The 13263-nt window shown below is 47.6% G+C and carries 7 protein-coding genes and 1 pseudogene; 6 read left to right on the forward strand and 2 right to left on the reverse strand.

Annotation, left to right across the window (positions count from 1 at the left end; genetic code table 11):
* The first annotated feature begins 10 nt into the window (after positions 1-10).
* The 3 genes from nuoL to DC20_RS10740 are packed head-to-tail and all read left to right on the forward strand — an operon-like array spanning position 11 to position 4839.
* Positions 11-1966 carry an NADH-quinone oxidoreductase subunit L gene (nuoL, locus tag DC20_RS10730; protein ID WP_083470298.1) on the forward strand — a complete coding sequence of 652 codons (1956 nt, stop codon included), beginning with the start codon at positions 11-13 and terminating at the stop codon, positions 1964-1966.
* Positions 1967-1977: 11 nt separating this feature from the next.
* Positions 1978-3426: a complex I subunit 4 family protein gene (locus tag DC20_RS10735; RefSeq protein WP_062543830.1), complete on the forward strand. Its 1449-nt coding sequence runs from the start codon at positions 1978-1980 to the stop codon at positions 3424-3426.
* Between the two features lie 36 nt (positions 3427-3462).
* Positions 3463-4839, forward strand: coding sequence for an NADH-quinone oxidoreductase subunit N (locus DC20_RS10740; RefSeq protein WP_062543831.1), 1377 nt, complete (start codon positions 3463-3465; stop codon positions 4837-4839).
* Between the two features lie 181 nt (positions 4840-5020).
* Here DC20_RS10740 and DC20_RS10745 read toward each other — a convergent pair whose 3' ends face one another.
* Positions 5021-5749, reverse strand: a complete 729-nt coding sequence (locus DC20_RS10745; RefSeq protein ID WP_083470299.1) for a DUF2625 domain-containing protein — start codon at positions 5747-5749, stop codon at positions 5021-5023.
* Between the two features lie 126 nt (positions 5750-5875).
* Entirely contained in the window at positions 5876-7630 is a 1755-nt protein-coding gene (gene aspS / locus DC20_RS10750; protein ID WP_062543832.1) for an aspartate--tRNA ligase, read from the reverse strand.
* A gap of 426 nt (positions 7631-8056) precedes the next feature.
* Between aspS and DC20_RS23400 the strand changes: the two are divergent.
* The 3 genes and pseudogenes from DC20_RS23400 (at position 8057) to DC20_RS10775 (ending at position 13118) form a co-directional block, all read left to right on the forward strand.
* Positions 8057-10534, forward strand: a pseudogene (locus tag DC20_RS23400) (TonB-dependent receptor domain-containing protein).
* A gap of 431 nt (positions 10535-10965) precedes the next feature.
* The gene (locus tag DC20_RS10765; RefSeq protein WP_157593128.1) at positions 10966-11592 is read left to right on the forward strand and encodes a hypothetical protein; all 627 of its coding nucleotides are present in this window, start codon (positions 10966-10968) and stop codon (positions 11590-11592) included.
* A 902-nt stretch (positions 11593-12494) separates the two neighbouring features.
* Positions 12495-13118 (forward strand): tetratricopeptide repeat protein, encoded by a 624-nt coding sequence (locus DC20_RS10775; protein ID WP_071885437.1) that lies wholly within the window; start codon positions 12495-12497, stop codon positions 13116-13118.
* The last annotated feature ends 145 nt before the right edge of the window (positions 13119-13263 follow it).

Raw genomic sequence — 13263 nt, forward strand, 5'->3', positions numbered from 1 at the left:
GTTTTAACAAATGCAAGAATTTATTTTGCCGGCAAACAACGCTGAGATGACCTGGGTGTGTTTGCTGATTCCGCTCCTGCCGCTAATCGGGTTCCTGATTAACGGTTTGGGTAACCGGAAATTGCCGAAAGGGCTGGCGGGACTGGTGGGTTGTGCCACCGTAATCGGTTCATTCCTGCTGTCACTGTACCTGTTCTTCGGGTTTGAAGGCTACGGCAACCGTCCGTACACCACAGACATCTTCAACTGGATTCACGTGGGTGCTCTGCGCATTCCGTTCTCGTTCCAGATTGACCAACTGTCGCTCATTATGCTGCTGTTGGTAACGGGCGTGGGGTCGGTGATTCACATCTACTCGGCCGGCTACATGAGCCATGACGAGAACTTCGGTAAATTCTTCTCTTTCCTGAACCTGTTCGTGTTCTCCATGCTTCTGTTGGTAATGGGGTCAAACTACGTGATGATGTTCGTGGGTTGGGAAGGCGTGGGGCTTTGCTCGTACCTGCTCATCGGGTTCTGGAACAAGGTCACTCCTTATAACAACGCCGCTAAAAAAGCCTTCATCATCAACCGCATCGGGGACTTAGGCTTCTTGTTGGGTATCTTCCTTATTTTCCAAACCTACGGCAGCGTGGTGTACGGCGAAGTGTTCAACCAGGCTTCCCAATTAAGCGAAGTGAACGACGGCGTAGTGATTGCCATTACCTTGTTGCTGTTTGTAGGCGCGATGGGAAAATCGGCGCAGTTGCCGCTCTACACTTGGTTACCAGACGCGATGGCGGGTCCAACTCCGGTTTCTGCCCTTATTCACGCGGCTACCATGGTGACAGCCGGTATTTACATGGTGATCCGTTCCAACGTGCTCTACACGCTGGCCCCAGATACCTTAGAGATTGTAGCCATTGTTGGTTTAGCTACGGCTTTGTTCGCGGCTACCATCGGCCTTTTCCAAAATGACATCAAGAAAGTGTTGGCTTACTCAACCGTGAGTCAATTAGGGTATATGTTTTTGGCGTTGGGCGTGATGGCGTATTCTTCTTCGCTGTTCCACGTATTAACGCACGCGTTTTTTAAAGCTCTTTTGTTCTTGGGTGCGGGTAGCGTGATTCACGCCATGAGCGGCGAACAGGACTTGCGTAAAATGGGCGGTTTGAAAAAAGCCTTACCCATCACGTTTATTACCTTCTTAATTGGAACGCTGGCCATCTCTGGTATTCCTCCGTTTGCTGGCTTTTTCTCTAAAGACGAGTTGCTGGCGCACGTGTTTGTGCACAGCAAAGTGATGTGGGGCTTCGGGGTGTTGACATCGTTTATGACGGCTTTCTACATGTTCCGTCTGCTGTACCTGGCTTTCTACGGAAATTTCCGGGGCACCGAGGAGCAACGCCATCACCTGCACGAGTCTCCTGCGGTGATGACCATTCCGTTGATCATTCTAGCCATTCTTTCTACCATTGGAGGATTCATGGGCTTGCCAGCGGTATTCAGCGAAAACCACATGTTGGGGAACTTCCTGTCGCCGGTGTATGAACTGGCCAGAAGAGCCGTACCAAGCGCATTTGAAGCGCATCACCTGTCGCACGAGACCGAATACATGCTGATGGCGGTATCCGTAGGGGTGGCAGTAGTTGCTATTATCATGGCCTATTTCATCTACGGGAAGAAAAGAACGGTTCCCGCTGAGGAAGGCGCTGCGTTGTCGCCGCTGCACAAACTGGTGTACAACAAATACTACGTGGATGAACTCTACAACGGCTTGTTCGTGAAGCCGGTGATGGGCTTGTCTACCGGGCTGTACCGCTTCGTGGAGAAAGGTATCATTGATCCCATTGTAAACGGGTTCGGGAAAGCCACGTTAGGCGGCGGTCGTTCGCTGCGCTTTGTGCAAAGCGGAGCCACCGGTTCTTACTTGCTCCTGATGGTGCTGGGCATCGCGTTAATCTTATTGCTGAACTTTATTAACTGATATTGCCAAACATGTTAACCGCTTTAATAATCTTATGGCCCGCATTGGCCGCACTGCTGGTACTGTTGGTAAAAGGTCCTGGAGCCCGGAAGATTGCTTTTGGGGCTGCCTTGGTGGAACTGGTGCTGGGCGTATGGGCCTGGATTAACTTCGTTCCAAACGGAAGTACCCAATTCCTACTCAATGAGCCTTGGATTGCCAATGCCGGCATCATGTTCAAAGTAGGCATTGACGGCATTAGCTTACTCATGGTATTGTTAACCGTGTTCCTGGTTCCGTTGATTATCCTGTCTACGGCCAAGCACACCTACGAGAAGCCTTCTTCTTTTTACGCGCTCATCCTGTTCATGCAAACAGGTTTGCTGGGCGTATTCACCGCCTTAGATGCATTTGTTTTCTATTTCTTTTGGGAGGTAGCGCTGATTCCAATCTATTTCATTGCCGGTATTTGGGGAGGTGAGAACCGGGTACGGGTTACGTTCAAGTTCTTTATCTATACCGTCTTCGGAAGTTTGTTCATGCTGGCTGCGTTTGTGTATCTGTATTTCCAGACGCCGGGCACGCACAGTTCTGAAGAAGTTGCTTTCTACCAATTAGTGCTGGATGCCGGAACCCAAAGCTGGTTGTTCTGGTTCCTGTTCATTGCTTTCGCCATTAAGATGCCGGTGTTTCCGTTCCATACCTGGCAGCCTGATACCTACACCACGGCTCCGGCCGCCGGTACCATGCTTTTGTCTGGTATCATGTTGAAAATGGGTATTTACGGCGCCTTGCGTTGGTTATTACCGGTGGTGCCGTTGGGCGTAAGCCAATGGGCAGACGTGGCGCTGGTGTTAGCCATTATCGGGATTATCTACGGTGCTATCATTGCAATCCGTCAGCAGGATATGAAACGTTTGGTAGCGTTCTCCTCCATCTCGCACGTAGGCTTGATTGCCGCTGGTTTGTTCACTTTGAACCACCACGGTTTACAGGGAGCCATGATTCAGATGCTGAGCCACGGCGTGAACGTAGTGGGAATGTTCTTCATCATTGACATCATCCAGAGCCGTACCGGTACCCGCGAGATTGCCGCCATGGGTGGTATCACGCAGAATACACCGTTCTTATCAGTGACGTTCTTAGTGTTGTTGTTGGGTACTGTAGCCTTGCCGTTGACTAACGGGTTCGTGGGCGAGTTCCTTCTCTTGATGGGGGTGTACCAGTACAATGCCTGGATGGGTGCTGTTGCCGGTCTCACTATCATTCTGGGAGCCGTGTATATGTTGCGCATGTTCCAGCGCGTGATGTTTGGCGAAAAGAACGAAATCACCCAAGGATTCACCGATTTGACCTTCAACGAGAAAGCCGTGTTGGTGCCGTTGGTAGTGATGGTGTTCTGGATTGGCTTGCACCCAAACACGTTCCTGATGATTTCTGAGCCTGCCGTTCTGAAACTATTGGACGTGATCAAACGCTAACCCTGACGCTATTTTAACCCAGGAAATTACCTGCTCATGACCTCAATTATTCTACTTTCCATATTCGGTATCCTGAACCTCTTTGTAGGCTTCATGAAATCTAAAAAGGTGCTTATGCCTGTGGTGCTGCTTTTCTTAGCAGTCGCCTTGGGTGTTACCTTGCTTGACTGGAACCAGCCGCAAAGCTATTTCAGCAACATGCTGGCCACCGACAACTTCTCTGTGGGCTTTACCGCCGTGATGGTGCTTTCCACGCTGTTCATCCTGCCATTTTCCCGCAGCTACGTGGTAGCCGAAAACTCCAATCTGGCAGAATACTACTCACTGCTGCTTTTTTCGTTGGTGGGCGGCATCATGATGGTGTCCTATGAAAACCTGCTGATTTTGTTTGTGGGCATCGAGATCATGTCCATCAGTATGTACATCATTGCAGGTTCTGATAAACGTAACATCCTGTCCAATGAAGCTTCCATGAAGTACTTCCTGATGGGTTCGTTCTTCACCGGTATTATCTTGTTTGGGGTTGCCTTGTTATACGGTGCTACCGGCGCTTTCTATCTAACCGACATTGCCGCTGCTGCCACCCGAATGGACCCAGGCACTGCGCCTATGCTGTTAATGGGTTTACTGCTAGTGTTAATTGGTATTACCTTTAAGATTGGAGCTGCCCCTTTCCACTTCTGGACGCCAGACGTTTACGAAGGAACACCTACTGTTTTCACCAGCTACATGTCTACTGTAGTGAAGACTGCCGGTATCGCGGCTTTCTACAAACTGATGTCCGCGGCCTTTGGAGGCGTTTACGCCGAGTGGTTCCCAACTGTAGTGGCTATCACTGTGCTGACTTTGTTGATCGGGAACATTGGGGCCGTGGCGCAAACCAGTATGAAGCGGATGCTTGCCTATTCTAGTATATCGCACGCTGGTTACCTGATGATTGCCTTAACCGCTTTCAATGACCGCTCTGAAAATGCGCTTTTGTTCTACTCATTAGCGTATGCTATCGCTACCATCGCGGCTTTCGGTATCCTGAAGTACGTGGGCGATGCCCGTAAATCAGATGACTATACTGCTTTCAATGGTTTAGGCAAAACCAATCCGTTGTTAGCCTTTGTGATGACAGTTGCCATGCTTTCTTTGGCGGGTATTCCGTTAACCGGTGGTTTCTTCGGTAAACTGTTCCTGTTCTCTGCTGCCTTGGAGCAAGACATGATTTGGCTGATTATCGTAGCTGTGCTGATGTCAGCGGTAGGTATCTACTACTACTTCAGAGTCATCATCGCCATGTACATGAGAGACGCAGAAGGCGAGCGCATCGCGGTTGATCCTTTGGCTACTTTCACCTTGATTTCTTTGGTAGTGTTAACCGTGCTGATGGGCGTAGTACCAAGCTTGTTCAACAACTTGCTGTAAGCATTCAGATAGCTTTCCATAAAGCAGAAGAGGCACCCGAGGGTGCCTCTTCTGCTTTATGTCATTTTAGACCAGTTTTAGAGAAAGTATGCTCTAAACAGGATGTCTAGTCACAGAGTAAACCTGCGCAATAGAGAAAGACCAATTATGAAGCGTGACTAAGACAGCGCATGCCTTGTCCCTACTTTTTCTGGCCCATATAATGCTGCCAAAGTTCTTCCACTGGCACTGGTTTTCGAACTACTTTAGTGATGTCGCTGCCTTCTGTTGTCCAGAGGTATGGATAGCAGTGAAAGGCTTGGTCGCCGGAGAGTATCTTTACTTCCTCCCGCCAGCCTTTCCAGCGTAAGCCTTCGTAGAAACCGTCCAGGTTAGCGGAGAAACAGAACTGCAGGAAATCAGAGTAGCTCAATTGAGTAGATTCCCACTGAAGATCATCGGGAGACAGATAGAAGACTCTGCCTAAATCTTTCTGACCTAGTCCACCGGCATTGATGGCGAAGAAACCACCTAACACATCATCAGCGATCAATAAAAAGGAGGGTTGTTCTCCGTCCTTCTGGTAAGATTTACCTTTGTTCCAGGTCATCAAGCTGCGGGGCATCAGCGCCGTGCCGGAGCCCAGAATCCTGAGCCAGCCATCGTCAATCAGAATACCTCCGGTTTCATACACCACCGCGCCCATGGGGGAGCGGGTGGTTACCTGCGCCTGCAGCAAAGCCGCTTCGGCCGTGGCTTGGGTGGCAGGAAGTACATCCACCTTGTTTTTGGCCTCTTTTATCCATTTCAGCAACAAATCCCAACCAGGTTCTTTTGCATCAATGAGCTCCTCAAGCGTGCGTTTTTTGACTGTTTGCCCGTGGGCAGAGAAGAACAGGGCGCAGAGAAGGAGGATGAGTATATTTTTCATAGTGGTTAGTGTCGTAAAGGAAAGTTAATTCAAATTCTGGGTTTACCTTTCTTTTCTTTAAAATAGCCCTAAAACAAAACGGGTAAGATCTCAGACCTTACCCGTTTTGCTATAGCGTGCTTGTGTTTACTTCTTCAACCGAACATCAATCTGCAACTCGTCTAACTGCGCTTGCGCGATAGAAGAGGGCGCGTCAATCATGACATCACGGCCAGAGTTGTTTTTAGGGAACGCAATAAAGTCCCGGATAGAATCTGCGCCACCAAACAAAGAGCACAGACGGTCAAACCCGAAGGCTATACCACCGTGCGGAGGCGCGCCGTACTCAAAGGCATCTAACAAAAATCCGAACTGCGCTTGCGCTTCCTCGGTGGTGAAGCCAAGTAAGTCAAACATGCGGGACTGCACGGCCCGGTCATGGATCCGGATAGAGCCTCCACCTACTTCCACGCCGTTAATGACCATGTCATAAGCATTGGCGCGCACCGCACCGGGATTGGTGTCAATCAGGTCCATGTCCTCAGGCTTGGGCGAGGTGAACGGGTGGTGCATGGCGTGGTAACGGTTGCTTTCTTCATCCCACTCCAATAGCGGGAAGTCCAGCACCCACAGGGTGGAGAACGTGTCTTTGTCACGCATGCCTAAGCGGGTTCCCATCTCCAAACGAAGCTCATTTAAGGCCTTGCGGGTTCTATCGGCTCCGCCGGCTAATACCAACAGCAAGTCGCTAGGCTGGGCGTTGAAGGCTTGGGCTAATTGCTGTAAATCTTCGGGTGAGTAAAATTTGTCCACGCTTGATTTCACGCTGCCGTCTTCTTGCACGCGGGCGTACACCAGACCAGTGGCGCCTACCTGCGGACGCTTTACAAAATCGGTGAGTTCGTCCAATTGCTTGCGGGTAAAGTGGGCACTGCCGCTGGCGTTGATACCTACTACCAACTCGGCATCGTCAAATACTTTAAAGCCTTTGTTCTTCACCACCTCATTCAGTTCCACAAACTGCATCCCGAAACGGGTGTCTGGTTTGTCAGAGCCGTACAGACGCATAGCATCAGCGTAGGTCATGCGTGGGAAGTCAGCCAGCTCAATACCTTTCACCGTACGGAACAAGTGCTTCACTAAGCCTTCAAACGTGTTCAGGATGTCTTCCTGCGTCACAAAGGAAAGCTCGCAGTCAATCTGGGTAAACTCCGGCTGACGGTCGGCACGAAGGTCTTCGTCTCTGAAGCATTTCACAATCTGGAAATACTTGTCAAAGCCAGACACCATTAACAGTTGCTTGAATGTTTGCGGCGACTGCGGCAAAGCATAGAACTCACCGGGGTTCATGCGGCTTGGCACCACAAAGTCGCGGGCACCTTCGGGCGTAGATTTGATGAGCACTGGGGTTTCTACCTCAATAAATCCTTGGCCATCTAGGTACGAGCGGGTTTGCTGGGCCATGCGGTGACGCAGTTCCAGGCTCTTGCGGACCGGCGAGCGGCGCAAGTCCAGGTAGCGGTATTTCATACGCAGATCATCGCCCCCGTCAGTCTCGTCCTCAATCAGGAAAGGCGGCAACTTGGCCGGGTTCAGGATTTCCAGCGTGGTTACTTTTATCTCGATGTCGCCGGTGGCGATTTTGTCGTTTTTAGACACGCGCTCAATCACGGTGCCGGTGGCCTTGATCACGAACTCACGACCTAAGGTGCGGGCTAGGGTAAGCGCCTGCGGATCAGAAACACCTTCTTCCAGGCTCAGCTGCGTGATGCCGTAGCGGTCGCGCAGGTCAACCCAAAGCATACCGCCTTTGTCGCGTGATTTCTGTACCCAACCGGTCAGGGTCACTTCCTGACCAACATTCTCGAGGCGCAATTCGCCGCAGGTGTGTGAACGAAGCATTGTATCTGTTCTTTAAAGACTAAGCCCAAAGGTAAGGATTGTTTCGCTAGTTGCCGAAACGCGTTTAGGGGCTGTTTTCAAGAAAATGCCCCGGAAAACAACGAATGGTACGCACATAAACTTTCCTGAAGATTACTGTGCAAAGACAGGCCATGCTCCCCATGTTTCCCGCCTGTTATTTTGAGGAAAAGAAGTCTTCCTGCAGCCAACTCTTTCTCTTTCTGCACTTATGTAAAGTGTCCAAAATCGAATAATTACTGTTCGATCCTGAACAGTAAAGTTGGGGTGTTTGGTTATTAATTAACTGACTATCAATAATATAAATAGTTGGCATTTCTCTTGTCTATGTCTTGGTGGCTAAGGACTCCTCCGGCAGAAAGTTCATCGCCTTCTTGCCTCATTTTTTGAAAAACACTATCAAAAAATATGTACACTAAGAAACTTACCCTACTCTTAACTTTTGGGCTTTTCTGTCTGGCACCTTTGGTGTGGGGACAGGAAAACAATTTCTATGAGCTGAAAGGGGTAGTCAAAGACGCGAAGGGCGAACCTTTGCTGGCCGCCAACCTGCAACTAGTAAAGGATTCCAGCCAGGCGCTGGTGAAAGTGGAGGTAAGCGGACAGGACGGTTCCTTCTCCTTCACCAACATCCCGGCGGGCAATTACAAACTGATGGTGATGCACTATGACTACGCCATGTATACCTCGGGTACTATCCAGCTGCAGAAGAACACTAATGTAGGGGAGGTGAAACTGGCAGAGCGGGCAGTGGCATTGAAAGAAGTGAAGATTGAGGCGCAAAAGCCACTGGTGGAGCAGCACTTTGATAAAACTGTGCTGAATGTGGAGAACAGTATTGCCGCAGCCGGAAGTACGGTGCTGGAGGTGCTGGAGAAAGCGCCCGGCGTGAACGTAGACCAGAACGATAACATCAGTATGCGGGGGAAAGCAGGTGTGGTGGTGATGGTAGACGGAAAGCGGGTACCTATGTCTGGCTCAGAGTTAGCCAACATGCTGCGTGGCATTGGTGCCAATTCTGTGGCGAAGATTGATTTGATTACAAACCCTTCGGCGAAGTACGAAGCAGCTGGGAATGCCGGCATCATTGACATCCGTCTGAAGAAAGACAACCGCGTGGGCACCAATGGTACCCTGTCTTCTTCCTTCGGGATGGGGATGTTCCCTAAAGCGAACCAAGGACTGCAGCTGAACCACCGCAACAAGAAGCTGAACGTGTTTGGCTCCTACAACTACGTGCACCGAAACGACATCAACGAACTAGATCTATACCGTCAATTCTACCAGGTGAATACCAACGAGGCAAGTGAATCCAGTCCTGGCAACTTAATCGGCATTTATGACCAGAAAAATATATTCGGGCACATCATTAACAACCACAACGGCAGGGTAGGCCTGGATTACAGCTTTACTCCGCAAACCATTGTGGGTATTGTGGCCAGCGGAGCCCTCGTGGACATTAACCGCACGGTGAACAACAAAGCCAATACCTTAGATGCCAGCCTTCAATACGAAAACTCTTTCTTCACCGACGGTTTCACTGACTCTGACCGGAATAATCACGCAGTAAACCTCAACCTGAAACACTCCATTGACTCCACTGGTCGGGAAATCTCTGCCGATGTGGATTATGCTGCCTTCAGCACCAAAGACCTGCAGAACTTCACCACTGAATACTTTGACTTACCCAAAGCCCGTCCAGACTCGGTGCTGTATGGTGACTTAGATGGAGGTCTTGCCATCTACTCCGCCAAAATAGACTACTCCCAACCTTTGAAATCTGTAGAAGCTAACTTAGAGGCGGGTTTAAAGAGCAGTTTGGTAAAAGCAGACAATAACCTGCAGTTCTTTGACCATACTGAAGGCCGAAACAATTACATAGAAAGGCAGAGCAATCATTTCCTGTACTCAGAAAACATCAACGCAGCGTATCTGAACCTGAACAAAAAATGGACAAAGATGAGTTTGCAACTGGGCTTGCGCTTGGAGAACACCATCGCAGATTGAAAGCAACTCATCACCGGCGATAACTTTGACCGGAACTACACCCAGCTGTTCCCAAGTGCCTACGTGGGCTATAACGTGAGTGAAAAGCATGATGTGGGGCTGTCCCTGAGCCGCCGCATAGACCGGCCTACCTATAACCAGCTGAACCCGTTCAAATTTTTTCTGGATCCTACTACCTACACGCAGGGAAACCCTTTCCTGAAACCGCAGCTCACCTATTCTTTTGAGTTCACGCACACTTTCCGGCAGAAGATTGTGACCAAACTAAGCTACAGCCGCACCACCGACAACATGGTTACTGTGCTGTTCCCCATTGAGGAAACCACCAATGACGGTAAACCAGTCATCATGCAGCAGGACCAGAACCTTGCCCAGTTAGATTACTATGGCGTAAGCGTGTCTCTCCCCATTACCGTGAAGCGCTGGTTTACCAGCACCAACAACATTGAGATGTACTACGGTCTGTACCAGGGGAATCTGGCCAGAACCAGCTTGCGCAATGGTAGACCTACCTTCAACATCAATTCCAACAACTCATTCCTGCTACCCGAAGATTGGTCGGCGGAGGTGATTGGCTCTTACCGGGCCCGGGAGGTATATGGCTTTCTGGATGTGCAGCCGATGAAGTTCCTATCTATGGGTGTGCAGAAACAATTCCTGGACAGAAAAGCCAGCTTTAAGCTGAACGTAACCGATGTATTCTATTCAAACAAGGTACGTGCTACTACCGCCCTCACTGGTTACTCTGAAAGGTTCTATCAACGCCGCGACACCCGTGTGGCCACTTTGAGTTTCACTTACCGGTTTGGGAAAAGCCAGGTAGCCCCATCGCGTCGCCGTACTGGTGGTGCCGAGGAGGAGAAACGCCGGGCTGGGTAAAAGCCTTTTTGTAAGAAAATTCGGTATCACTAACAGCCCTAAAACGCTTCTGTTTCAGGGCTGTTTTTTTTGATTTCAAGAAGTCTCTATTGTTAGTAAAAGGACAAATTTGACTTTAGAGTAGGAGTGCAAGAGTTTTATAAATAAAGTGCAGAATGCTGAAGTGGGAACTTACAGGTGCCGAATTGAATGCTGCTTTGTTGATTGAGCTTAATTTTAGGAGAATAGATGAAGTTGTTATATTCTTCTAAGAAATACTTTGGTGTGTCGCCAAATCTTGGTAAATAGCTTAAGTTAAGTGAAAGTGATAAGCCTTTTGATGGGTTTTTAAAAACTGAATTTATCTAAGATATATCAAGTATTGGCGTTGTTTTAAGCATTCTTTTTAATAAATATTGGTGATGTTTAACTCTATCTGGAAAACACTGAAGTTGGGAAAGTCTAAAAATAGACTTGATTTAGTTGGGTTGGGGAAAAAGGATTATTTTGATGGGGTGAATTACGTGCGTACCGTTGCAGGTTTGCGCAATGTGTTAACAAAACCTAAGCAGTTGAGCACCAATACCAGTCGGGAGGTAACCTTTAAGGGTCTTTGTTTTGGGGCAACTATTAAAGAAGCAAAACGCCTGCTGGGTAAACCAGAATTCCATGTGCGCCAGGACCAGGATGTAGTGGGGCATGAAGTGTTATTTTACTTCTCTTATGTTGGGTCAGTTAAGGTGACGCAGTGCCTGCACTTCCTTTATGGTAAATTCATTATGGGCCAAAGCATTGTGAAGACACCGAAGCCCGCAAAAAGTAAGGCTATTATCGAGTCGGTTCTTTCCGGGTACAACCTGATGCCTGAAAATGAAGAGGCTGCTATGGGTGTCCTCTTCCCTGTTTGCGACGGTTCTTTTAATCGAATTGAAATACACCATGTCTTTGATTTGATTCTTACTTACACCACTGGTGACCCAGAAGTGCTGCCACTGATCACCAAAGTGCAGGTTCAGGAAAAGACCCGAAGTTCTTTGTTGAGGCGTGCTTTGCCTGAACAAGTGGTGCGCTACGTGTAGCCGCAACAACATAAGGCCTTATTGAAAAAGCCGATGCCCTTTCCTGTTAGGAGAAAGGGCATCGGCTTTTTAGTCGTTAAGCAATTTGGAAAAAGCAACAAGGAGTTGCCTTAAGCTTTCCTATGTCAAAGCTGATTTGATTAGTCAATGTTGCTAGAACAATCCTGTCTCCTGCTTTCTCAGGTTCTAAGTGATCCCAAATTTGCCATCTGACTTGATTGATGTATTTATGTAGTTCACTTTAATTTCTGTTCTTCTCATTGCGCTTTTGTGTGCTTTGTTCTGTGTTAGAAATTCTTTAGCCAGACAATTCTTAGGGCTAAGAAATTAAGTTACACCACCTGATTGTTTCTTTCACACAAACTTTTAATTCCTCAACTAGTTTTTTTGCTGGACGAAATTCCTAATTAGTCCACTTTTCAGCTTTGTCAGATATTTATATGGAGAAGGTGAAATGGCTGAATTCAGAGCATAAGGCGCTTTTAGGTAAAAAACAAGATTATTATAGCATTTAACTGCTATGTTATCTGTTGTTGATGATTTTTACTGATATAATTATAAATATGGCTTTGCTATGGCTTTACAGCTGAAATAATGTGTTATTGCGTGTCGCTACGAAAAAAAAAATAAGTTGTTTTGGCCTTTTAGTTGAATAAATATGGAATATGGGTTAAAATTTATTCCTGATGAAAATGCTGTTTTTAGCGAATATGAGCCGTTTTTGAAAAATTATGACAATAAAGGGGCCTTTTTTAATATTAGAACTTGCATGGTATCTAGCGTTTACTCTATATTTGTCACATTCTTTTACACAATTGAAATTTTTGAATCCACTGGAATGGGGCTGCCTCTTGTTAGTGAATTTGAATCCCTTTTAGTTTATCTTAAATTTTACAAAAAAAATGCAACGCTTGAAAGTTGTGTTATGCTTGCTGACTTTACTAGTAACTGCTTTTCAAGTATATGCATTACCGGGAATTCCCCTATCTGGAATTTCCTCAAAAAAAAGAATAAAGGAGATCTCTCAAGTCATTAAGCAGGAGCCAGCTAATGGGCAGGCTTATATGAATCGGGCAGATGCCAGGAGTGAGGTTGGAGACTTTTATGGCGCTATCAAGGATTATACCCTTGCCATAGTTTTGTTGCCTGCATTAAGCTGCAAAGCCTATGTTGGTAGAGGAAATGCCTTTCTGGAAGTAGGTGCTTACCAGGAGGCCATAAGGGATTTTGATAAGATCCTTTTGGTTAATGCCTCTGCCGAGGCGTTGTACGGAAGAGCGGTTGCCAAATACTACCTAGATGATTACTTAGGGGCAATTCGTGATTTAGATGAGGTGATAGCTGAGGCTCCAGAGTTTCCAACGGCATTGTGTAACCGAGGTATTATGAAGTTGGAGTGCAATAAATTAGAAGAGGCGGTAGCAGATTTAAGTCTCTATCTCTCAATCAATCCTGAACATCAGGAAGCGCTATATGCTTATTCGGTAGCAATAAAACGGTTGCAGAAGCGAGCCGCGAAAAGCTAAAAGAAGATTTCTTTCAAAGAATCTAAAGTATTTAGATAGACTATTTCTGGTGTCTGCGCGAGACACCCATTTGATTTTACATTTAAGACAAACAACAAAAGACAAACAATTAAAACAACCATGAAAAACTTTTCGCTTACCCTTT

Source organism: Rufibacter tibetensis (assembly GCF_001310085.1).
In the GTDB taxonomy this organism is placed as follows: domain Bacteria; phylum Bacteroidota; class Bacteroidia; order Cytophagales; family Hymenobacteraceae; genus Nibribacter; species Nibribacter tibetensis.